At 65.6% G+C, this 23087-nt stretch carries 22 protein-coding genes; 16 read left to right on the forward strand and 6 right to left on the reverse strand.

Annotated features, from left to right (window positions below; all coding sequences use genetic code 11):
- Window positions 1-61: 61 nt before the first annotated feature.
- Together PKE71_RS13600 and PKE71_RS13605 are read right to left on the reverse strand one after the other, a co-directional pair.
- A complete protein-coding gene (locus PKE71_RS13600) occupies window positions 62-895 on the reverse strand; it encodes an SAM-dependent methyltransferase (RefSeq protein ID WP_271187533.1) in 834 nt (277 codons plus the stop codon).
- Window positions 885-1691, reverse strand: a complete 807-nt coding sequence (locus tag PKE71_RS13605; protein ID WP_271187534.1) for a glycine/sarcosine N-methyltransferase — start codon at window positions 1689-1691, stop codon at window positions 885-887. Before PKE71_RS13605 ends, PKE71_RS13600 begins: the two co-directional genes overlap by 11 nt.
- 443 nt (window positions 1692-2134) lie before the next feature.
- Here PKE71_RS13605 and PKE71_RS13610 point away from each other — a divergent pair, with 443 nt between their 5' ends.
- The 4 genes from PKE71_RS13610 to PKE71_RS13625 all read left to right on the forward strand — a co-directional run bounded on the left by PKE71_RS13610 (window position 2135) and on the right by PKE71_RS13625 (window position 6421).
- A complete protein-coding gene (locus PKE71_RS13610) occupies window positions 2135-3283 on the forward strand; it encodes a glycosyltransferase family 4 protein (RefSeq protein WP_271187535.1) in 1149 nt (382 codons plus the stop codon).
- Entirely contained in the window at window positions 3280-4263 is a 984-nt protein-coding gene (locus PKE71_RS13615) for a glycosyltransferase family 9 protein (RefSeq protein WP_271187536.1), read from the forward strand. The genes PKE71_RS13610 and PKE71_RS13615 overlap by 4 nt, the downstream gene beginning before the upstream one ends.
- A gap of 158 nt (window positions 4264-4421) precedes the next feature.
- Window positions 4422-5042: a translation initiation factor IF-3 gene (infC, locus tag PKE71_RS13620; RefSeq protein ID WP_271187537.1), complete on the forward strand. Its 621-nt coding sequence runs from the start codon at window positions 4422-4424 to the stop codon at window positions 5040-5042.
- Between the two features lie 179 nt (window positions 5043-5221).
- Window positions 5222-6421 carry a Fic family protein gene (locus PKE71_RS13625; protein WP_271187538.1) on the forward strand — a complete coding sequence of 400 codons (1200 nt, stop codon included), beginning with the start codon at window positions 5222-5224 and terminating at the stop codon, window positions 6419-6421.
- A 6-nt stretch (window positions 6422-6427) separates the two neighbouring features.
- On the opposite strand, the gene PKE71_RS13630 is transcribed toward PKE71_RS13625, so the two are convergent.
- Complete coding sequence (locus PKE71_RS13630; RefSeq protein ID WP_271187539.1) at window positions 6428-7726, reverse strand: MFS transporter; 1299 nt, start codon at window positions 7724-7726, stop codon at window positions 6428-6430.
- A 224-nt stretch (window positions 7727-7950) separates the two neighbouring features.
- Here PKE71_RS13630 and PKE71_RS13635 point away from each other — a divergent pair, with 224 nt between their 5' ends.
- The 9 genes from PKE71_RS13635 (at window position 7951) to PKE71_RS13675 (ending at window position 17747) form a co-directional block, all read left to right on the forward strand.
- Entirely contained in the window at window positions 7951-9714 is a 1764-nt protein-coding gene (locus tag PKE71_RS13635) for a hypothetical protein (RefSeq protein ID WP_271187540.1), read from the forward strand.
- Window positions 9715-9880: 166 nt separating this feature from the next.
- Complete coding sequence (locus PKE71_RS13640; RefSeq protein WP_271187541.1) at window positions 9881-10321, forward strand: MerC domain-containing protein; 441 nt, start codon at window positions 9881-9883, stop codon at window positions 10319-10321.
- Window positions 10322-10465: 144 nt separating this feature from the next.
- On the forward strand, window positions 10466-10666 hold the full coding sequence (gene rpmI / locus PKE71_RS13645) for a 50S ribosomal protein L35 (RefSeq protein WP_271187542.1): 201 nt from the start codon (window positions 10466-10468) through the stop codon (window positions 10664-10666).
- 29 nt (window positions 10667-10695) lie between these two features.
- Window positions 10696-11052 carry a 50S ribosomal protein L20 gene (rplT, locus tag PKE71_RS13650; RefSeq protein ID WP_271187543.1) on the forward strand — a complete coding sequence of 119 codons (357 nt, stop codon included), beginning with the start codon at window positions 10696-10698 and terminating at the stop codon, window positions 11050-11052.
- Between the two features lie 367 nt (window positions 11053-11419).
- Window positions 11420-12502, forward strand: coding sequence for a phenylalanine--tRNA ligase subunit alpha (gene pheS, locus PKE71_RS13655; RefSeq protein WP_271187544.1), 1083 nt, complete (start codon window positions 11420-11422; stop codon window positions 12500-12502).
- A gap of 8 nt (window positions 12503-12510) precedes the next feature.
- Complete coding sequence (locus PKE71_RS13660; protein WP_271187545.1) at window positions 12511-13107, forward strand: hypothetical protein; 597 nt, start codon at window positions 12511-12513, stop codon at window positions 13105-13107.
- A complete protein-coding gene (pheT, locus tag PKE71_RS13665; RefSeq protein ID WP_271187546.1) occupies window positions 13104-15503 on the forward strand; it encodes a phenylalanine--tRNA ligase subunit beta in 2400 nt (799 codons plus the stop codon). The genes PKE71_RS13660 and pheT overlap by 4 nt, the downstream gene beginning before the upstream one ends.
- Before the next feature lie 202 nt (window positions 15504-15705).
- A complete protein-coding gene (locus PKE71_RS13670) occupies window positions 15706-17115 on the forward strand; it encodes a peptidoglycan-binding protein (RefSeq protein WP_271187547.1) in 1410 nt (469 codons plus the stop codon).
- Window positions 17116-17150: 35 nt separating this feature from the next.
- A complete protein-coding gene (locus tag PKE71_RS13675; RefSeq protein WP_271187548.1) occupies window positions 17151-17747 on the forward strand; it encodes a hypothetical protein in 597 nt (198 codons plus the stop codon).
- 14 nt (window positions 17748-17761) lie between these two features.
- On the opposite strand, the gene PKE71_RS13680 is transcribed toward PKE71_RS13675, so the two are convergent.
- Entirely contained in the window at window positions 17762-18397 is a 636-nt protein-coding gene (locus PKE71_RS13680) for a cation transporter (RefSeq protein WP_271187549.1), read from the reverse strand.
- Window positions 18398-18469: 72 nt separating this feature from the next.
- Here PKE71_RS13680 and PKE71_RS13685 point away from each other — a divergent pair, with 72 nt between their 5' ends.
- Together PKE71_RS13685 and PKE71_RS13690 are read left to right on the forward strand one after the other, a co-directional pair.
- Window positions 18470-18922: a MerR family transcriptional regulator gene (locus tag PKE71_RS13685; protein ID WP_271187550.1), complete on the forward strand. Its 453-nt coding sequence runs from the start codon at window positions 18470-18472 to the stop codon at window positions 18920-18922.
- 70 nt (window positions 18923-18992) lie between these two features.
- Entirely contained in the window at window positions 18993-19493 is a 501-nt protein-coding gene (locus tag PKE71_RS13690) for a nuclear transport factor 2 family protein (protein ID WP_271187551.1), read from the forward strand.
- 6 nt (window positions 19494-19499) lie between these two features.
- Here the strand turns inward: PKE71_RS13690 and PKE71_RS13695 are convergent, their stop codons facing one another.
- Window positions 19500-20024: a GNAT family N-acetyltransferase gene (locus tag PKE71_RS13695; protein ID WP_271187552.1), complete on the reverse strand. Its 525-nt coding sequence runs from the start codon at window positions 20022-20024 to the stop codon at window positions 19500-19502.
- 12 nt (window positions 20025-20036) lie between these two features.
- Window positions 20037-20627, reverse strand: a complete 591-nt coding sequence (locus PKE71_RS13700) for a DUF1134 domain-containing protein (protein ID WP_271187553.1) — start codon at window positions 20625-20627, stop codon at window positions 20037-20039.
- Window positions 20628-20859: 232 nt separating this feature from the next.
- Here PKE71_RS13700 and PKE71_RS13705 point away from each other — a divergent pair, with 232 nt between their 5' ends.
- Complete coding sequence (locus PKE71_RS13705; protein ID WP_271187554.1) at window positions 20860-23085, forward strand: M3 family metallopeptidase; 2226 nt, start codon at window positions 20860-20862, stop codon at window positions 23083-23085.
- Window positions 23086-23087: the final 2 nt, after the last annotated feature.

A 23087-nucleotide genomic window follows, 5' to 3' on the forward strand; every position in this document is an offset into this window, starting at 1 on the left:
GACCCCGCCACGCTAGGGCGTGCGCGCGGCGGCGTCCATCGGCTTGCGCGTTACAAGGCTGTCAGGCCTTGGCGAAGTGCAGGATGCCCCAGTTGAGATAGCCCTTGTCGGCACCGTCGACCCAGTGTTTCAGCCCGTCGATCATGCCATCGACATAGTCCGCGCCGGACAGGCGCGTGAGCTCCTCGCGGCGATCCAGCAGAACCTCGCGCACCCGGTTGTAGTGCGTGCGCAGATTCATCGGCGTCTCGTCGAGATCGAGCGCCTTAAAACCGCGTTTTTCCAGCGCGTGCCGGTAGAAGGCGACCGAGCCGAAAGTCTGCAGGTGGATACGGCGCAGGATGTGGTCCAGCACACCGTCGGGACAATCGTCGGCCTGCATCGGGTCGGTGAAGATCAGCTCGCCGCCCGGACGGATGATGCGGGCAATCTCGTCCATCACCTTCAGCCGCTCGCCCGAATGCAGGAAGGAGTCCTGCGACCAGATGATGTCATAGCTGTCGTCCGGATCGTCGAGTTCCTCGAAGGAGCCGTAGACCACATCGATCTTGTCGTTCATGCCGGCCCTGGCCGTCAGCTCCCGGTTGAAGGCGTTCTGGGTCTCCGACAGGTTCAGGCAGGTGACGTGACAGCCGAAACGGTCGGCGAGATAGCGCGCCGAGCCGCCGAAACCGGCACCCAGATCGATCACCCTGCTGTCCGGCCCGATCGTTTTCAGACGGTCGGCCATGGTGGTCACGGTGCGGCGGCTGGCCCGGGCGATGTCCTCGTCCGGTGTCGCATACATGCCGACATGGATGTCCTCGCCGCCCCAGACAGCGCGGTAGAAGGCATCGGCCGGCGCACTGTCGTAATAGGTCTCCGCCTCGAGGACGGCCTGTGACTTACTGCTCATCTGCCAGTTTCTCCGCAACATGGACGAAAAAGTCCGGATCGTTTTCCTGATAGGTCTCCTGGAAATCGCCGTAGGTCTTCACCTTCTTGAACCCGACATCGGTCAGCAGCTTGCGCGTATAGGCCTTGCGCAGCGGGAACATGTTGAGGTGGTAGACCGCCCCGTCCGGGAAGGCGTAGCGGAAGCGCGCCAGCCCGTCATCGACATGCTCGGGCTCGGCCACGACCTGGTCGCCGCAATAATAGTATTTGTGCTTGGTCGAGAAATCGCCGTCCAGGATCGAGTCGTAATTGCGCTGGTCGATGATCAGGATGCCGTCCCATTTCAGGGCCGCATAGAACTCCGCGAGGGCGCGGCGGCGATCGTGCTCGTCGAACAGGTGGGTAAAGGAATTGCCCAGGCAGATGATGGCGTCGAACTTGCCGTGGACATCCTTGTTCAGCCAGCGCCAGTCGGCGTGGACGGTGTTGAGAACGAGATTGCGCCGGCGGCCGTTTTCAAACGCCTTGCCCAGCATTTCCGCGCTGCCATCGACGGTCGTCACATCGAAACCGGCCTTGAGCAGCTGGATCGAGTGGAAGCCCGTACCGGCTGCGGCATCGAGAACCTTCTTCTTGTCGCGGGCCTTCAGGATGTCGATGAAGAAGCGCCCTTCGCTTTCCGCGCGGGCTTCCCAGTCGATCAACTCGTCCCACTTGTCGACAAAGCCCTCGATATATTCCTTCTGGTAGTGGTCGGTTTCGCGGGTGGCGATGGGATCCGCCCCGAAATCCTGAACCAGCGTGCCGTCGGTCATTCACATCTGCGCCGGACCGCAGGCACAGCTCGCCCGCAGCTTTCCAGCGTCCCTGTTTGAGCGTTTTCGCCCGCACGCATACCGGCCGCGTGCAGATACACGGCGGGCGAATTATCGTCTTGATCGGTTTCGGCGGTTACGGGGGCTGGGGAAGGCGATCACCCGGCCGCACCCGCAGGCGCGTTTGTCATTCTTGTGTGCGTGGCTCCCGGTCACAGACCGGACCGGAAAGGTCACGCTGCACCCACCGCTCAGGCTAGCCACACCGCAGCCGTTGGCCGTCGGAAGCCTGCCTTGCCCGAATGGCCTAACAAACTTCCGGTAGAGCTGCAACAGCTGCCGGGGCGTCACAATCTTCCCCGGCCGGGCCCCCGGCGTTTGTTTTCGGTGCCAAGGTGTGAAAGAAGAGGGGGAATTCAGGTCCGGCCCGGTTTCCCGCTCCCATGATCGTTCTCCAGGTTATTCCCGAACTCGATGCCGGCGGCGCCGAGCGGACGACGCTCGAGATCGCCGAAGCGGTGATCGCCGAGGGCGGCCGCGCGCTGGTCGCGTCGGCCGGCGGGCGGCTGGAAGACGAACTGGCCGCGCTGGGGGGTGAGCTCATCCGCATGCCCGCGGCCTCGAAGAACCCGCTCGACCTGTGGCGCAACATGCTCAGGCTCGTCGCGACGGTCCGCAGCGAAGCCGTCGATATCGTTCATGCCCGCTCGCGTGCACCGGCCTGGAGCGCGAAATGGGCCTGCGACCGGACCGATGCTCATTTCGTCACCACCTATCACGGCACCTACAACGCCCGCTCGTCGCTGAAGCGGCGGTACAATTCCGTGATGGCGCGGGGTGAGCGCGTGATCGCCAATTCGGAATTCATCCGCGATCATATCGCGACCGAACACCCGTTCGCGACGTCACGTGTCCGTGTGATCCCGCGCGGCGTCGACCTGGTGCGCTTCGATCCGGAAGCGGTCGGGGAAGACCGGCTCGCCGCCCTGCGGCAGGCCTGGGCGCTGGATCCGCAGGATCAAAGCCCGCTCCTTCTCCTGCCGGCGCGTCTGACAGGCTGGAAGGGCCAGCGCGAGGCAATCCGGGCGCTGGGGCGCCTGCAGGACGATCCGGACGTGGAAACGCCGCGCCTGGTGCTGGCCGGCGACGCTCAGGGGCGCCAGACCTATGTCGAGGAATTGCAGGCGCTGGCGGCATCCGAGAATGTCGCCGGGCGGGTTTTCATCGTCGGGCACTGCAGCGACATGCCGGCCGCGATGATGCTGTGCGATCTGGTGCTGACCCCGTCCAATGAACCCGAGGCGTTCGGCCGGACCGCGGCCGAGGCCGGGGCGATGCTGAAACCGGTGATCGCGGCCGATCATGGCGGCGCCCGCGAAGTGGTGCTGCACGGTGAAACCGGCTGGCGTGTTCCGCCGGGAGACCCCGGGGCGCTTGCGGCGGCGATCGCCGGCGCGCTTGCGCTGGCGCCGGAAGACCGCGATGCCGTGGGACAACGGGCCCGCGCGCACGTGATTGCGGAATTTTCTACCGTCAGCCTGCAAGCTTCGACTTTGCGCGTCTATCACGAGGTCCTAAACTCACAGCCATGAGCGAACCGCAGCGCGACATCACCTATATCCTGCACTGGGGCGATCTGGCCTCGACCGTCCGGATGCTGGCCGCGGCCCGGCTGCTGCGCGACGTGCACAAGCGCGACCGCATCATCCTGCTGACGAAGCCGGACTTCGAGAGCTTTCTCAAGCACTGCCCCTATTTCAACCTGATCGAGACGGACGCGCTGCCGGATGCGCGGCCGATGGCCGGCCTGCGCGACAAGCGGATCAAGCTGAACAAGCCGGTCCGCGTCTACGATCTTGTGGGCGATGCCGACAGCCGCAAGCTGAAGCGCCTGTTCCGTTTCTCCAAATGCCGCTGGACCGAGATCGCGGCAGACCCGCGCACGGGCGAGCATCCGGTGGATGCGGTTGCCGGCCGTCTCAATGCGGCGCTGGGGCTGGCACCGGAGCACTTCCCGCTTGGCGCCGCGCCGCCGCCGGATACCAGCTGGGTCGATTATCTCGCCAAGCAGTCCCGCATGCTCGACCCGGAATATTTCGGCCTGAATGGCCGTTTCGCGCTGTTGGCGCCGTCGGGCGACGGTGTGAAACCGGCGCTTCGCTGGCCGCAGGAACGCTGGGCAGCCCTGGCGCACGAACTGCTGCAGTCGGGGGTGACGCCGGCCCTGATCGGCGGACCGGATACCCGCGAAGTGGGACGGTATGTGGCTCACGTCACGCCGGGCGCGCGCGATCTGACCGGCAAGGCCAAGCTGGCCCAGCTGGCGGGCCTCGCCCGTCATGCGCGCTTCGTGTTCAGCGAGGACACGCCCCTCATACATCTGCTGGTGGCTTCAGGGCCTCCGGCGCTGGCGCTTTACGGCGATGTGGGCGATCCGGCCCTGATCGCGCCGCGCGGTCCGAGTCCCGTCATCCTGATGCACGCGCCGACGCTGGCCCAGGTGACGCCGGAGGAGGCGGTTGCCGCGATGCGCTTTGCCGGCGGGTTCGATCGCGAGCCGGAAGCCGCCTGACCGGTTGAATCCGGGGCGGCGCGCCCCATATGCGCGTCTTGCGTTGCGCCGTTCCGGGGAAGTTTTCCGGCCAGCCGGGGTTCCCGACAGTGCGCCGTGCTTGCCAAATGTGATCATTTGACCATAGTGCGCCGCTCCCGTCCGGACAGGCGCCTGTTATGCCCACTTTGGGCTTGATCCGGTCCTGCCGCCGGGAGATTACTAAGTTTCAGTACGTGGGCCACAAGGGAGAAGAGGCCATAGCCCGTAGACCGCACGCCGCGCAACCGCCCAAAAAGGAAGGGCCGCGCACCAACAGGGATATCCGCGTTCCGCGGGTTCTCTTGATCGACGAACACGGCGAAAAACAGGGTATCATGCCTGTTGAAGCTGCTCTGGAAGCCGCCGAAGAAGCGGGACTCGACCTTGTCGAGGTGTCTCCCAATGCCGATCCGCCCGTGTGCAAGATCGTCGACTACGGCAAGCTGAAATACCAGGAACAGAAAAAGAAGGCCGAGGCGAAGAAGAAGCAGAAGATCGTCGAGATCAAAGAGATCAAGATGCGTCCGAACATCGATGTGCACGACTACCAGGTGAAAACCAAGGCGATGCACCGCTTCTTCGAGGCTGGCGACAAGGTGAAGGTCACGCTGCGCTTCCGCGGCCGCGAGATGGCCCACCAGGATCGCGGCATGGATATCATGAACCGCGTGAAGCAGGACTTCGCCGAAGTGGCCAAGGTCGAGTTCGAGCCGAAGCTCGAAGGCCGCCTGATGGTCATGGTGATGGCGCCGCGCTGATCGCGTCGCCTGTCATCTGACGGCTTTGCAAGACGGCGCCTCTCGGGGCGCCGTTTTTCGTGGCCGGATGGCCGCGAAATGCTGCCACAAGATCGAAAGCCAAGATCGACAATTTTTCCTGCACGACTCGTCTTTCTCATTGTGTTACAAGGCTGTTTCAATATCGAAAGATCGACAAATTGATCGAGACACCCAATCGTATCGAGCCGTGCCTCTTTGATGACAGGGTCCCTGCCGACCTGGCGGATCTGGCTGTCGAGTTGCGCGCCGCGGCGCAGGGGCTGGGGGTCGGGCTGCATCCGGACAGTGCTGCAGAACTGGCAGACCTCGTCCGGGTGATGAACTGCTACTATTCCAATCTGATCGAAGGGCACAATACACGCCCCCGGGATATCGAGCTGGCCCTGATGGGGGCCGAGATCGATGAGGCGGCGCGGCCGCTGGCGCTCGAGGCGCGGGCCCATGTCGTCGTCCAGCGTCTGATCGACCAGCGGTTCCGGGAGGGCACACTCGACAGGCCGACATCACCGGAATTCCTGTCCTGGGTGCATCGCGAATTCTACAACAACATGCCCCCTGAATTCAGGTTCGTGAAACATCCGGATGGCCGGAAAGAGGAAATCCGTCCCGGCGCTTTCCGGGCCGAGGGCGATGGCGAGATCGCGGTCGGCCGGCACCGTCCGCCGTCCGGAAAGCATGTGGTCCGCTTTCTCGAACATTTCGACATGCGCTACCGCTCGGTCGAGACATCGGCCAGCGGCCGCATCATTGCCATTCCCGCTGCCCATCACCGCTTCAACTACATTCACCCGTTTCAGGATGGAAACGGTCGGGTGAGCCGGCTCATGTCGCACGCCATGGCGTTGCGCGCCGGCCTTGGCGCGGGCGGTCTCTGGCCGATATCCCGCGGTCTGGCGCGCGGGCTCGAAGACCGCGGTGAATACATGCGCATGATGGATCTGGCCGACGCCCCCCGCCGGAGCGATCATGATGGGCGGGGCAATCTGTCCGAAGCGGCGCTGCATGAATTCTGCCGATGGTTCCTCAAGGTCGCACTCGACCAGATCGAGTTCTCCGGCCGGCTCTTCGATCTCGTCGGTCTGGACGCGCGCTACAGGCGCCTTGTCGCCGATGTCAGCGAGGACAAGCGGGCTCCGGATCTCGTCTCTGCCGTTCTGCGCTATGGCGTGCTGGAGCGGGGCGAGGCCGCCACGGTGCTGAAGACGTCAGGCGTGACCGCACGCAAGACCCTGAACCAGCTGGTCAGCCAGGGCTTTCTGACATCGCCGTCGCCGAAAACGCCGGTTCGTCTTGCCTTCCCGCTGGCCTATCGCGAACGTCTCTTTCCAAACCTGTTCGCAGACGCCGCCTTGCCCTAATGCGCGTCACGGCGCGGCCGCGCGGCCCTGATTGTCCGCACCAGGCGCCGGCACGGCTTCTTCCTCGACCTCGTCCAGCGCGTCGGTCCTTGCCAGTTGCGGGAAGAGACGGAACCAGGCGGCGGCTGTCACCAGCGCCATGACGCCGCCCAGCAGGACGGCGCCGACCGGGCCCAGGAAGCGCGCGGCAACGCCGGACTCGAATTCGCCCAGCTCGTTCGAGGCGGAAATGAAGATGAACTCCACCGAGGAGACGCGTCCGCGCATCGCGGTCGGCGTTGCCAGCTGGATGATCGACTGGCGGATGAAGACCGAGATCATGTCGGCCGCGCCGGTCACCGCCAGGGCGATCAGCGACAGGAGCAGGATCTTGGACAGGGCAAAGCCCAGCATCGCCACGCCGTAGACGGCAATGGCGCCCAGCATCCAGGCGCCGATGCGGCGGGTCAGCGGCCGTGTCGCCAGCATGAAGGCGATGATGGCCGCACCGACCGCCGGCGCCGTGCGCAACAGGCCCAGCCCCACCGTGTCAGTGTGCAGCACGTCGCGTGCGAAGACCGGCAGCAGGGCGGTCACGCCGCCGAACAGCACGACGACGAGGTCGAGCGAGATGGCGCCCAGCACGACCTTGTTGTGCCGCACATAGCGCAGCCCCTCGATCGCCATGCGCCAGCCCGACTGGCCGTGCACCTTCTCGTGCGCGGGCGTGCGCGCGGTGGCGATGGCCAGGGTGGCGAAGACCAGCAGGGCGGCGCTGGTCAGATAGACTGCCTCGGGACCGGCGATATAGAGCAGCCCGCCCAGGGCCGGGCCGCCGATTGCCGCGCCCTGGAAGCCCAGCGAGTTCCAGGCGATCGCCTGGCGCAGATCGGCCCGCGGCACGATGCGGGGCAGCAGCGCACTCGCCGCGGCGGGCGAGAAGGCGTGCATGCAGCCCAGCACGATGGCGGCCGTGAACACGATCCACAGCTGAACCGGGCCGGAGAAGAACGGGCTCGCCGCCAGCGCCAGGGCGCAGATCACGCGGACCACATTCGTCACGATGAGTATCAGGCGCCGGTCGAGCCGGTCGGCGGCCTGCCCGCCGACGAGCGACAGCAGGAAAACCGGTGCGAACTGGGCGAGGCCGACAAAACCCAGCATCAGCGCGCTTTCCTCGATCGAGCGGGTCTCGCGCGCCACGTCATAGACCTGCCAGCCGATCGCGACCGCCTGCATCTGCCGCGCAGCGGAGATCGATTGCCGCATGGCCCAGTAGTGGCGGTAGGGCTGGTGGCGGAAGATGTCGAGAGACGGTGTCAGCACCGCCGGAGGGATAAGCGGGTTCGCGGTACCGGGCAATCCGCCGCGGCGGGCACGCCGCGAAGATGCCGCATGTCGGGCGGATTGCAGGCTACCCTGTTCAGACGATATTCAGCGGCTAGGATTTGTGATGAAATCACTTGAAACTCACGGGCGTGTTCGCGCGGTGCTCCGCAGGGGCTTTACGCAGGATGCGGCCGGATAGTCCGACAGACAGGGGGAATGACATGAACAGCAAGCTTCTGGCCGGTGTGGCGCTTGCAGCGCTGATCGCGGGCGGCCTCGCCCACGCCCAGGATCCGGCGCTGCCGCCGGCCTATGGTTCGGTGCGCCTGTCCTCGGGCTTCGAGCCCGATCCGGCATCGGTCGGCGTCCGGGCCGGCGGCGCCATCTATGCCGGCAATGCGTCCGACTACTGCTCGGGCTATATCACACCGCAAGCGTCCTACGCCTTCGACTACGACGCCGGCGGCTATGACCTCTTTGTCTCGGCCGCGTCCGATGTCGATGCGACGCTCCTGGTTCGCGCGCCTGATGGCAGCTGGCACTGCAATGATGATGGCGAGGGGATCGGCCTCAATCCGGGCCTGCGCTTCGACAATCCGCAGTCGGGCAACTACCGGGTCTGGGTCGGCACGCTGAGCCCGGGCGTCGGATACGAGCCGGCCATGCTGCACATTTCCGAGGTCGGCTTCTCGTCTGCGAACGCCTATTCGCGGGCGCCGAACCCCAATCTGGCGCCGGAATCCGGCACGCTCGACCTGCGCGCAGGCTTTGCCGACGATCCGCGCACGGTGCGGGTGACGGCCGGCGGTGAAATCAGCGCGGACCGCGGGACCTCGCCGATGTGCCGCGGGCACGTGAATTCCGCGCCGGACCTCTGGGTGAACTATACCGGCCGCGGGGATTTCGACCTTTATCTGTCGATGGAGGCGGACAGCGACACCACGCTGCTCGTCCAGGACCCGAACGGCAACTGGCTGTGCGACGACGACACCGCCGAAAATCTCAATCCGGGCCTGCGGATCGAGGACCCGGCCGCCGGACGCTATGCGGTCTGGGCCGGACGCTTCTCGCGCGGTCCGGACGTGCCGGCGACGATCTATGTGTCGGAACTGGGTTTCCTGGGCAATATCGATACCCCGGCCGAACTCGACTACTCGCTGCCGTCCAATTATGGCTCGGCCGATCTGGTCTCCGGTTTCACGCCCGATCCCTACACGGTCGACCTGATGGCCGGCGGCGATGTCGATGTGAACGAGGCTGTCGGGCAGAACTGCCGCGGCTATGCCACCACGGCGCCCGACTTCGACATCACCTATGACGCCGACAATCTGGACCTCTACATCTCCGCCACCTCGGACGGCGATGCGACCCTGGTCGTCAACGCACCGGACGGAACCTGGTGGTGCGATGACGACAGTGCGGGCAGCCTCAATCCGGGCATCCGTTTCGACAATCCGCAGGATGGCCGCTACGACATCTGGGTCGGCACCTACAGCGAGGGCACGCCCGAGCCGGCGACGCTGCATATTTCCGAACTCGGCTTCGGCGATGAATTCGTCGGCGGCGGCTCCGCCCTCGATGTCGCTCTCGAAGCGAATTACGGCTCGGTCAGCCTGGAGGGCGGCTTCTCGCCCGACCCCTACACGGTCGACCTCGTCGCGGGCGGTCCGCTCGATGCCGGCGAAGCGGCGGACCCGTCCTGCCGCGGCTATGTCACCGAAGCCCCCGACTTCGAGCTGAGTTTCGAGCCGGGCGCGCTGGACCTGTTCATCTCGGTCCTGGCCGATGCGGATACCACGCTGGTGATCAACGATCCGTCCGGCCGCTGGATCTGCGATGATGACGGTGCGGGCAGCCTCAATCCGGGTGTCCATTTCGAGAACCCCGAGGCCGGCGTCTACGACATCTGGGTTGGCACCTACTGGTCCGGCGACGGGCAGCCGGCCCGCCTGGGCATTTCGGAACTGGGCTTCCAGGAAGACTAGCCGCGTGTCAGGTGCCTGAATTGCCAAGGGGCGGCTCACCTGGGTCGCCCCTTCGTATGTCTTATGAGTGGCTTGCGTATCCCATATGCAGGATTCACTCTTCCGTTGTGGTCGGTGTTACACTATATCATCTTCCGATAGCGCGATCCGCAGGTGTTAGATGAAAATGACCGCCAACAGGCATAGATCCCTCGACGCGACCGGCGTCGGCCTGTCGGCGCTGTGCATCCTGCACTGCCTGCTGGTTCCCACCGCTGCCTCGGCTGCGCCCCTGCTCTCGCCGGAGCTGGGCTCGCTGTTCGGTCTCAGCCATGACTGGCATATCGTGATGCTGGCGCTGGCCGCGCCGGTCTCGCTGGTGGCGCTGGGCTGGGGCATGAAGTCGGTGGAGGCCGGCTGGCGGATCTTTGCGGCTGGCCTGTCCGGTCTCGTGCTGATGGCAATCGGTGCCTCGCACGTCTTCGGACCGCTGGCCGAAACCGTGCTGACCCTGACCGGTGTGACCGTGCTGGCCGGGGCCCACCTGGTGAACTGGCGCGCCCGGGCCCGCGCCGGCCATGTCCATCGCCGCGATTGCGGCCTGTGCGAGCACGAGCCGCACGCCTGAGACGGAGTCAGCTGCGCCCTTGCAATAGCGCCGTTTCCGCGTATAAGACCCCGCTTCCAACTCCAGCCTGACGGGCCCGTTCGACATGCCCGCTGGCTGCACCATCCACAAGACCGCTCCGGCGGTCCTGCAAAGGAGATGAAAATGTCGAAGATGAAGACGAAGAGCGGCGCCAAAAAGCGCTTCAAGCTCACTGCCACGGGCAAGGTGAAGGCCGGCCAGGCCGGCAAGCGCCACGGCATGATCAAGCGGACTCCCAAGCAGATCCGCAACAAGCGCGGCCAGACGACACTGTCGCCCCAGGACGCGCGGATCGTGAAAAAATACATCCCGAACGGCCTGTAAGCCGCGGCAGCTGAGTTAGGAGCACACCCATGTCTCGAGTTACGTCCGGACCGGCGACCGCCAAGCGCCACAAGAAAGTCATCAAAGCGGCCAAGGGCTATTACGGCCGCCGCAAGAACACCTTCCGCGCTGCCGTGCAGGCTGTGGAGAAGGCCGGCCAGTACGCCTATCGCGACCGCCGTGCCAAGAAGCGCAATTTCCGCGGTCTCTGGATCCAGCGCATCAATGCCGGTGCCCGCGAGCACGGCATGACCTATTCGGTCTTCATGAACGGTCTGAACAAGGCCGGCATCGAAGTCGACCGCAAGGTCCTGTCCGACATCGCGATCCGCGAACCGGAAGCCTTCAAGGCGCTCGTCGATCAGGCGCGCGCTGCGCTGGGCTGAACCCGGTCACACCGATCCGATTGAAAAGGCCCGCCAGCGCATCGCCGGCGGGCCTTTTTCTTGTCTTGCTCCCCGGAATACACAAATGGCTCCGACAGATGCACAAAACACCATCCTTCCCCTTGATGGGGAAGGTGGGCCAGCGCGCAGCGCTGGGTCGGAAGGGGTGAATCCCGCTGCCGATCCATCGGGTGCAAACGCGCGGACACCTCGCCCCAACCCCATCCACCACGCCTTCGGCGCGGTCCCCCTTCCCCGTCAAGGGGAAGGATGGCAGGCGCGGCGACCTTTCAAAGCCGCCCAAGCCGGTCGACAGTTGAATCCCCAACCGCTAAATCCACCTCGACCGCGAGGGACTGAGAACACCATGACCGACACATCCAATCTCGACACGCTGGAAGCCGAGGTCCGCAGCCAGATCGATGGCGCGGCCGACGAGGCGGCGCTGGACGCTGTGCGCGTGTCCGCCCTGGGCAAGAAGGGCTCGGTTTCGCTGATGATGCGCGAGCTGGGCAAGATGAGCCCGGAAGAGCGTCAGGTGATGGGCCCGGCGCTCAACGGTCTAAAGACCCGCCTCAACGACGCCCTGGAAGCACGCAAGGCCGATCTGGAAGCCAGGGCGCTGGACGCAGCCCTGGCCTCGGAAACGGTCGACATCACCCTGCCGGTGCGCCCGGAGCCGCAAGGCTCGCTGCATCCGATCACCCAGGTGATGGAAGAACTGGCCGTGATCTTCGCGGACATGGGTTTCGAGGTCGCCGAGGGCCCGGACGTCGAGGACGACTTCCACAATTTCACCGCCCTGAACTTCCCGCCCGGCCACCCGGCGCGCGACACCCAGGACACTTTCTTCATGCAGCCGGACGAGAACGGCGAGCGCAAGGTGTTGCGCACCCACACCTCGCCGGTGCAGATCCGCACCATGCTGAAAGGCAAGACGCCGATCCGCATCATCGTGCCGGGCCGCGTCTATCGCTGCGACTGGGACCAGACCCACACGCCGATGTTCCACCAGGTCGAGGGCCTGGTGATCGATCGCGAGGCGAATATGGGCCACCTCAAGGGCACGCTGCTGGATTTCATCGCGGCCTTTTTCGAGACCGACCAGGTAGAAGCCCGTTTCCGGCCGCACCACTTCCCCTTCACCGAGCCGAGCGCCGAGATGGATGTGCGCTATGAGCGTGTCGGCGATGCGGTGAAGGTGGGTTCGGGCGACAAGTGGATGGAAATCCTCGGCTGTGGCATGGTCCACCCGAATGTGATCCGCAATTGCGGCCTCGACCCGGACGAGTTCCAGGGCTTTGCCTGGGGCATGGGCGTCGACCGTCTCGCCATGCTGAAATACGGCGCGCCGGACCTGCGCGACTTCTTCAATTCCGACAAGCGCTGGCTGAACCATTATGGCTTCAGCCCGTTGCTGCAGGCCAATCTCGCGACGGGGCTGAGCTAGGCTGACCCATGTGGCGCTGGCTCTCCCATAACCATCAGACGCTGACTGCGGTCGGCGCGATGCTCGTGGGCATCGCGGCGCTGTTTGTCGCCTGGGACCAGGGGCGGGTGATGCGGGCCCAGCAGCACGGGGCCGTAGTACCGGTGCTGCAGATCGACGGCTTCCTGGTCACGCGGCCGGAAACCCGCTCGATCGGCCTGCGCGTCTACAATAACGGCGTCGGTCCGGCGATGATCGAGAGTGTCACCCTGCGCCGCGACGGTGTGGAGGTGCAGGACTTTTCGGCGCTGATGGAGGTGCTGCCGGCCGACCAGGACCGCTCCTGGGCCACCCTGGCAGGCCGCACGCTCGCACCCGGCGGCGAGGTCGAGCCGATCATGATCCAGTGGCCGCGCTCTTCGCTCGAAGGCCCTGCCGTCACCGCGCTGCTGGCGGAGTGGGACCTCTGGCAGGTCGAGGCCTGCTATTGCTCGGTCTTTGACCGCTGCTGGACCACCCAGACGTCCAATGCCCGTCCTGTGCCCGTGCGCCGTTGCGAGGCGCAGCGGGACGATGTTTTCCAAACTCTCGGATCCGTGCCCGACACGGAGGAGCCCGACCAATGAAATTCCCGCTTTCCTGGCTGAAATACCATCTCGAGACCGACGCCTCCCTGGAGGAGATCGCCGAGGCCATGACCATGGCCGGGCTGGAGATCGAGGAAATCGACAATCCGCTGGAAAAGTTCGCGGATTTCTCGGTCTGCCATGTCATCGAGGCGGTGCAGCATCCCGATGCCGACAAGCTGCGGGTCTGCCGCGTGGCGACGAAGGACGGCGAGAAGCAGATCGTCTGCGGTGCGCCGAATGCCCGCACCGGCATGTATGCCGTCTATGCCCCGCTGGGAGCCTATATTCCGGGCCTCGACTTCGCGCTGGACAAGAAGCCGCGCAAGATCCGCGGCGTGGAAAGCCATGGCATGATGTGTTCGGCCCGCGAGCTGGAGCTGGGCGAGGATCATGACGGCATCATCGACCTGCCCGAGCCTTTCGAGGTCGGCACCCCGGCCGTGGTGGCGCTGGGCATGGCCGACCCGGTCATCGATTTTGAAGTGACGCCGAACCGGCCGGACTGGCTGGGTGTGCGCGGCATTGCCCGCGACCTCGCCGCCACCGGTATCGGCACGCTGAAAACCCATGACATCGAGAACATCCCCGGCAGCTTTACCTGCCCGGTGACGGTCGAGCTCGACTGGCCGGAAGCCTGTCCTGTCTTCGCCGGCCGCGTGATCCGCGGCGTGAAGAATGGCGAGAGCCCGGACTGGCTGAAAAAGGCGCTGAAGGCGATCGGTCTGCGTCCGATCAACTTCCTGGCCGATATCACCAACATGATCTCCTACGATCGCTGCCGGCCGCTGCACGTTTATGACCTGGCCAAGCTGGACGGCCCGATCCGGGCCCGCCGCGGCAAGGGCGAGGCCGACCGGTTCGAGGCGCTGGACAACAAGGAATACGTGCCGGGCGAGGATCAGTGCGTCATCGCCGACGACACGCATTGCCTGGGCTTTGGCGGGATCATGGGCGGTACCTGGTCCGGCGTGACGTCAGAGACGACCGATGTCTTTATCGAAAGCGCCTGGTTCGATCCGCAGATCACCCGCGCGACCGGCAAGGCGACGGGTATCGACTCGGACGCGAAATACCGTTTCGAGCGCGGCGTCGATCCGGCTTCGGCAAAGGCCGGCATCGAGCAGGCCAGCGAGCTGATCCTGAAATTCTGCGGCGGTGAGGCATCAGAGACGATTGTCGTTGGCGAGACCCCCGCGCCGCCTGCCGATATCGAATTTCCGCTGGCCGAGGTGAAGCGTCTGACCGGGCTCAACCTGCCGCGCGAAGAGATCGTGCGCATTCTCGAAGCGCTCGGCTTTGCGCCGAAGGGCGAGGGCGATGTGCTGACGGTGGGCGTGCCCTCCTGGCGCATGGACTGCACCCAGAAGGCCGACCTCGTCGAGGAAGTCGCGAGAATCCACGGTTTCGACAAGCTGGACGCGCTTTCCCTGCCGCGCCCGCCCGTGCGCCGTGAAGCGCCGGCGACGGTGATGCAATTGCGTGCCCGCTATGCCCGGCGGGCGCTGGCCGGCCGCGGCTATTCGGAAACCGTCACCTGGTCCTTCTGCGAGACGAAGCAGGCGGCCCTGTTCGGCGGCCATGGCGAAGGCCTGGCGCTGGAAAACCCGATCTCCTCGGAACTCGACGTGATGCGGCCGACGGCGCTGATCCACCTGCTCACCGCGCTGCAGGCCAATGCCGATCGCGGCCAGGCCGATCCGCGCCTGTTCGAGGTGGGCCCGGTCTATCTCACCGACAAACCGGACGGGCAGCGTCTCGTGGCGACCGGTGTGCGGCGTGTCGAGACGGGCCGACACTGGGCCGGGACCCGCCTGCCCGACGTGTTCGATGCCAAGGCCGATGCGCTGGCCGCGCTGGCTGCCGCCGGGGCCCCGGCCGACAGCCTCCAGGTCGCGGCCGAGGCGCGCGAATGGTGGCATCCGGGCCGGTCCGGCGTGCTGCGCCTCGGGCCGAAGAATGTGCTGGCCGAGTTCGGCGAGATCCACCCCGGCATCCTCAAGGCGCTGGATATCGACGGGCGCGTGCTCGCCTTCGAGATCGTGCTCGACAACATACCGCAGCCCAAGAAGGCTTCCGGCCTGAAGGCGCGTGGCCAGCTGGATCGCGCCGAGCTCCTTCCGGTGCATCGCGACTTCGCCTTCCTCGTCGGCAAGGACGTGCCGGCGGACACGCTGATCCGGGCGGCAAAGGGCGCGGACAAGGCGCTGATTTCCGATGTCACCGTGTTCGACGTCTATGACGGCAAGGGCGTGCCGGACGGCCAGGTCTCGCTGGCCCTGGAGGTGACCCTGCAGCCGCGCGAGAAGACGCTGACCGACGAGGAAATCGATGCCGTTGCGGCCGTGATCGTGTCGAAGGTCGAGAAGGCGTCCGGCGGTACACTGCGCGGCTGACCGGCCAGAATTCGCGTCTGAGGAGAATGTGTTGGCGCCGCTTTCTCCCATGCGGGGAAAGCGGCGTTTTCTTGTGTCTGGAGACCGGAAAAATCAAAAATCGCGCCTCAGGCGTATGGTCGCGGGACGCCACAGCCGCTAGTATGGTTAACGACATCTTGCTAGCGGCAGAGGCAGTGGGGGCCTCGGAGAGGCGGACCGAATGCTTGAAAGAGTGACGGCCCTGCTGGCCCAGTCTGCGGCGACACTCCTTGTCGTCATCGGGCTCGTGGCCATTCTCGGCTTTACCCATTCGCGGGCCTATCGGGCCGGTTATTGCGCGAGCCAGTATTGTTCCGAGGAGGGCCGCAGCTGGTGGCCCTTCGGTCGCGATCGAGACCGCCATTACAGCGGCCCGACCCGTGTGACGGCCGGTCCGACGGACCGGACGCCGGGCAGTCCCTACAGCTCGGGCTATACCGACTATCCCGATGCGGGCAGCACGTCCTATTCGACGGGGACCCCATACACAGAAAGCCCGGCCTATCCCTATGGCGACACCGGCCCCACAGGCCTGCCGCTGTCATCGACCGTCGCCGGCCCGGCCACCGCTGCGGGCGCGCCGCGCTATCGCTATGGCGGGCCCGGCTTCGGCTTCCGGCCGGGCCGGCAGATCTGCGGCGTACGCGCTCCGCAGATCGAGGATGCCGATATCGCCCGCTGCTGGCTGCGTGTCGGCGATGCCTATCAGGCCGTCGGCCAGATCGAACGGGCGCGCGAGGCCTGGGACGAGGCCCTGCTGGTGGGATCATCCGTCGGCGGCGCCCAGGCGTCCCTGGTCGCGCACCGCCGTCTCCAGGCCGCAATCCTTGAACGCTCCTGCCCGACCAGCCAGCGCAGTCTGGAACGCATCGCCTACGGCTTCAGCCAGACCGAGGATTCCGGCGATATCGTCGGGCTCGACCTGCGCCAGCGGGCCCTGTCGGCGCTGGGCTATTACAATGGCGTGATCGACGGCACCTACGGTCCGATGACCCGCCGTTCTGTGCGCGATTTCCAGGGCGATATGGGTTTCGACCAGACCGGCGCCCTGACGCCGGCCCAGACCGTGACCCTGGCCTGCCATGCCGCCCTGACCGCACGCGACACCCATGCCCAGAACCTGGTGGGCATCATGTTCGCGACCGGGCTGGGGCTGGAACAGAATATCGATACCGCGCTGGAATGGCTGGAAGAAGCCGCCGAGCGCGGTCATGGCGGCGCCAATTTCAACCTCGCCCTGATCTACGGCACCGGCACGGTGCAGGGCAGCTACCGGCTGTGCGGCATCGTGGAAAGCCCCGAGCGCGCCGACAGCTATCTGCGCCGCGCGGCCGATCTGGGCCATGACCGGGCGATCGCCCTGCGGCGCTTTGCCGGCCGTTCCGAAGCCCCGGCCGAGCGCTGGTCGCGGATCTCCGACCAGCTCCTGCGCGAGGCCGAGCGCAATGGCGACCGTTTCTATCTGGCCTGGCAGCGGCGGGTCGACGAGATGCGCCGGGCCAACGGCCAGCAGCTCGACCAGCCCGGCTGTTACCAGGCCGCACTCGACGGCACCCGCACCGCCCAGGGCGGTAGCGGCACCCGGCACTGAGGCCGGCCATGCGAAATGACGAGAGGAAAAGTGCAATGAAAAAGGCGGCAGTCCTGCTCCTCGCGGCCACGGCCCTTTCGGCCTGCGGTCACGGTTATTCCGGACATCACGGCCCGTCGGCGCCCTATATCCCGCCACCGCCCGATCACTACCGGCCGATAGACACGGTCAGCCCTGCCATCGCCATGTGCGAAGTCGACACGCTGGCCGAACAGCGCCTGGCGATGCTGGAGGAAGTGCACGGCTATCGCGAGGCGATCCGCGCCGAGCCGGGGCACCGGTCCGACATGGCCGATACCGAGACCCAGGAAATCATCGCCGCCTTCGAGACCGATCTGGACGCGTCCTACCGTTTTGCCACCGCGTCCTGCCGCACCTATAATCGCTGCCTGGAAGAGAACCGGTTTGCCGAGGCCGCCTGCCAGGACTCCGCCGCGATGTGGCATGACGGGCAGGACCGGTTCCACGACCTGTCAGAGCGCCTGTCACTCGTGCGCGAACGCGTCGCCGAGGACTGCAATGACTGCCGTCCCGAGCACGGGCGCGGCCGAGACCGTCATGGACGCCGCGATCATCGGCACCATGACCGCGATGATCTGATGGGTTCGGTCTTCTCGACCAGCGATCACTGATACCGGACAGGTGGCTATTCGCCGGGGGCCGCGTGAGCCGTCGCATGGCGGCGTTCTGCCAGCGCCTTCGACAGGATCTGCATCGCCGACCAGACAAACAGCCCGGCCATGCCCGCCGCGACGATCATGTCGGGCCAGTGCGTGCCCGTGAAGGCAACCAGGCCGGCCGACCCGAACACGGCGACATTGCCGATGGCGTCATTGCGCGAGCACAGCCAGACCGAACGGACATTGGCGTCGCCCTCGCGCCAGCGCATCAGGATCACGACACTCGCCAGGTTCGCCGCGAGGGCAAGAATGGCGATCGAGCCCATCACGGTGGCGTCCGGTTCCGTCTCGAAAAAGGCGCGGTAGAGCGCCAGCGCCAGCACGAAACCGCCCATCACGAACAGGCTTCCGGCTTTCACCAGAGCCGCATTCGCCCGCCACATCAGCGGCCTGCCGATGACCCAGAGCGACAGGCCATAGGTCGCGGCATCGCCGATAAAGTCCAGCGCGTCGGCCTTGAGTGCCTGCGAGCGGGCAGCGGCGCCGGCCAGCATCTCGACGGCAAACATGCCGGCATTGATTGCGATGACGATCCAAAGCGCGCGGCGGAAAGCGCGCGACGTGCCGTCGAATTCCTCATTGTGGCAGCATCCCGCCGACATTGGCGTCTCCTGACTTGTCACCTGTCGATTCGAACCCTAATTGCTATAGCGACTAGAGGTTCAAGACGAAAAATGACAGATCTTTCCATCGGCCGTCTGGCCACGCTCTCGGGTGTGAAAGTCCCGACCATTCGTTATTACGAGTCCATCGGCATGCTCGACGCACCGCCGCGCTCGCCGGGCGGGCAGCGCCGTTATGACGACGATCACCTGGAACAATTGCGCTTTATCCGTCACGGGCGCGAGCTGGGCTTCGGGCTGGACGATCTGCGTGCGCTGCAGGACCTGTCCGCCCGGCCGGACCGCTCCTGCGAGGAGGCCGACGGCATCGCCCGCAAACAGCTGGCCGAGGTCGAGCGCCGCATTGCCGGGCTGGAAGCGGTGCGGCGCGAGCTTGAGCGCATGGTGGAGCGCTGTTCGCATGGCGTGGTCGACGAGTGCCGCGTGATCCAGACCCTGTCCGACCATCATCTGTGCGCCGGCGATCATGCGCCGGATCACCAGACCGCACTGCGGGATACGTGACGGCGTATTCCCGCTGTTGTGCGTGACGCCGGTGTGGCCTCCTTCCGCGCGAAACCGGGAGGATGCATTCATGAAACACGTCGCTGCCGGCCTGGCACTGTGTGCCCTGGCCGCACCGCCCCTGACCGCTCAGTCCGTCCACGCCGGCGACGATCTTGAAACCGTTTTCGACACGCTCGACCGGCGCCTGTTCGACGTCGGCTTCAACACCTGCAATCTGGAAGAGTCGGCATCGCTGGTCGCCGAGGACCTCGAATTCTACCACGACCAGGGCGGCGTGACGCACGGCCGCGATGCCTTCATCGCCACGATGGAGCAGAATATCTGCAACGGGCGGCAGACCATCCGGCGTGAGCGCGTGGACGGCAGTTTCCGCCTCGAGCGGTTGTACGAAGAGGGCACGCTCTACGGTGTCATCCAGTTCGGGTCCCACCGCTTCCTGATCGTCGACGATACCGGCCATGCCGAGCCGACCGGCCTGGCCGAGTTCGCGCATCTCTGGCTGCTCAACGATGATGGCGTGTGGGAATTGTCACGCGTCCTGTCCTACGCGCACCGTGCGCCCGAATAGGAAGGCTCACACCGTATCGAAGGCCGGATGATAGTGGACCCGGCAGGGCCCGGCGGCGGGATCGGCCGGGCGGTCGCCCAGGGCGAGGCGCTGGAAAGCGTCGGCGTGCTCGCCTTCGGGATCCCCGCTCCAGTACCAGTCCATTTGCGCCGCTGGCGCGAAACCGAAGCGGCTGTAATAACCCGGATCGCCCAGCACGACGCACCAGGGCACGCCCAGTGTGCGCAGATAGTCCAGCCCGGCATTGATCAGTGCCTCGCCGATGCCGCGCTTCTGGTGTTCCGGCGTCACGGCGACGGGGGCCAGGCCGACGCCATAGGCCTGCGAGCCGTTTGCCGCGATCGCCGTCACCGGCGAGAACATCACCGCGCCCACGACCCGTCCGTGATCCTCGGCGACGAGTTCCAGCGTGTCGGCATCGGCAGCGCGCAGGGTGACGACGAGCTGCGCTTCGGCGGGCGTCGGGAAAGCCGCTTTCAGAACGGCGTCGACCCCGGCGTGATCGCCGGGGTCGCAGCTGCGGATCTGCATGTGCGGCACTCCCTAGAAGGGCAGCCAGGCCCGGCGGCGCGAATAGGCCAGATAGCCCACATTCGCACCGGCGCGCAGGCCGACGCCCGAACGGATCGGGGCAAGGGTGACATCATCGGCGCGCTGATAGTTCACGCCCATGCCGGCGATCAGATAGGCCGAACCCTCCACGCCGGGATAGCGCTGGAAGAGGCGGTCGGGGTCGTCCAGATTATAGACCAGAACGAAGACACGGCTGGCATTGCCGCCTGTGTCGAAACCGATCGACGGGCCGCGCCAGTAGACTTTCTCTCGCACGCCGTTCTTCATCGTCAGATAGCCCTCGCCATACCGCAGCCCCACACCGACAGCACCGGCGACTTCCTCGCCGGCGACATAGCCGACCGGGCGGCCCAGGTCGGAGAAGACACGCTCGAGCACGCTGGCCGCAGCTTCGGCGGTGACACCGAAGAAATCGGATACGGCATCGACAAGCTCGTCCTGGGAATAGGTGTCGACGGGTTCGGAATACTGGCTCGGCTGTCCGTACTCGGGATCCTGGGCCAGGGCCGTGCCGGCCACGCCGAGGGCGAGGCTGGCAGCAATCGTCAACAGGGCACGCATGGGCATCTCCGTTCAGATCTGCGGTCCCGCCGAATGTGGTGACCGAATAGGGCGAGACAGCGGCGAAACGCTTTACGTCCGGTTAAGTTGCACATCGGCGCTGTCACCGGACCGGGGTGTTTCGCCTGCCGGGGGCGCTGCGGCAGCGTTGCAAGATGGTGAAATCTTCATTTTCGCGAAAGGCACGCACCCGTTAGGCTGGCCGCTGAATTTCTTCTTGGGGAGACCAGACATGCGCAAGATTCTCATGCTCACGGCCAGCGCGGCGGCAATTTTCGTTGCCGCCTGCGCGCCGCAGGGTACCGACAGCGAAACCGGGGCCGCGACGAGCGAGCAGGCCCCGGCGGATACCGCCGCCAACGCGGCCGCTGAAACCGAAACGGCTGCGTCCGACAATCCGCTCCTGGCGGAATGGACCGGCCCCTACGGCGGTGTGCCGGACTTCCAGTCGGCCAGTCTGGACGATCTGGTCCCCGCGCTCGAGGCGGGCATGGCGCAGAACCTCGCCGAGATCGATGCCATCACAGCCAATCCGGAACCGGCCACCTTCGAGAACACGATCGTGGCGATGGAACGGTCCGGCGAAGCGCTGAACCGCATCTTCTCCTACTGGGGTATCTGGTCGTCCAACATGTCCTCGCCGGAATTCCGCGCGATCCAGGCCGAGATGGCACCGCGCCTGTCGGCCTTCTCCTCGCAGATCACGCAGAACCAGGACCTGTTCGCCCGCGTCCGCGCCGTCTATGAGGGCGAGGAAATGGCGACCCTGCGTCCGGACCAGCAGCGTGTCGTGCAGCTGACCTATGACGGTTTCGCCCGCAATGGCGCCACGCTGGAAGGCGAGGCCGCCGAGCGCTATGCCGCGATCAACCAGCGCCTGGCCGAACTGCACACGGCCTTCTCCAACAATGTGCTGCACGACGAGGAAAACTACGTCACCTATCTGAGCGCCGACCAGCTGTCCGGTCTGCCGCAGGGCTTCATCGATGCAGCGGCTGCCGCTGCCACCACCCGCGGCCGCGAGGGCGAGTATGCGATCACCAATACGCGCTCCTCGATGGATCCCTTCCTGACCTTCTCCGACGAGCGCGATCTGCGCGAACAGGTCTGGCGGAACTATTACAATCGCGGCGATAATGGCGGCGAGTACGACAACAACGCCATCATCATGGAAATCCTCGAACTGCGCGACGAGCGCGTCGAGCTGCTGGGCTATGAAAATTACGCCCAGTGGCGTCTGGAAGATCGCATGGCGGGCAATCCGGAAAACGCCATGAACCTGATGGTTCCGGTCTGGGAAGCCGCCGTCGGCCGCATCGAGGAAGAAGTCGCCGACATGCAGGCCCTGGCAGACGAGCGTGGCGACGACATCACCATCCAGCCCTGGGATTACCGCTACTACGCCGAAAAAGTCCGCCAGGCCCGCTACGAGCTCGACAGCGACGAGGTGAAGCAATACCTGCAGCTGGATAATCTGCGCGAAGGCATGTTCTACGTCGCCGGCGAACTGTTCGGCTTCGAATTCCGCGAACTGCCGGAAGGCGAGGTCTCGGTGTGGCATCCCACCGTGCGCGTCTGGGAAGTGACCGACCGCGAGAGCGGCGAGAATATCGGTCTGTGGTATCTCGACCCCTATGCCCGCCAGGGCAAGCGTTCGGGTGCCTGGGCGAACTCCTTCCGCTCGCACACCACGTTCGATGGCGAGGAAAACGTGCTCGCCACCAATAATTCCAACTTCATCGAACCGGCGCCGGGCCAGCCCGTCCTGGTGTCCTGGGACGATGCGACGACCTTCTTCCACGAATTCGGCCACGCCCTGCACTACCTGTCCTCGAACGTCGCCTACCCGACGCTCAATGGCGGTGTGCGCGACTACACCGAATTCCAGTCGCAGCTGCTCGAGCGCTGGCTGATGACCGATCCGGTGATCGAGAATTATCTGGTGCATGTGGAGACCGGCGAGCCGATCCCGCAGGAGCTGATCGAGCGCATCCGCGCGGCGGCCAATTTCAACCAGGGCTTCTCGACCGGCGAGTATCTGGCCTCGGCACTGATGGACATGGTCTATCACACCACGCCGCCGGAAGAGATCGGCGATCCGGACACGTTCGAGCGCGAGACCCTGGCCGAGCTGGGCATGCCCGACGAGATCGTCATGCGTCACCGCTCGCCCCACTTCGGTCACGTCTTCTCCGGTGAAGGCTATTCGGCCGGCTATTATGGCTATATGTGGGCCGATGTGCTGACCTCGGATGCCGCGGAAGCCTTCGAGGACGCTCCGGGCGGCTATTACGATCCGGAAGTGGCCGGCCGCCTGGTCGAATTCCTCTTTGCCCCGCGCAACGCCATCGACCCGGCCGACGCCTACCGCCAGTTCCGCGGCCGCGACGCCGACCCGGCCGCCCTCATGCGCGACCGTGGCTTCCCGGTCCCCGAAGGCATGGGCGACACCGAATAGGC

The sequence above is a fragment of the Maricaulis virginensis genome (genome assembly GCF_027922185.1).
GTDB classification, from domain to species: domain Bacteria; phylum Pseudomonadota; class Alphaproteobacteria; order Caulobacterales; family Maricaulaceae; genus Maricaulis; species Maricaulis virginensis.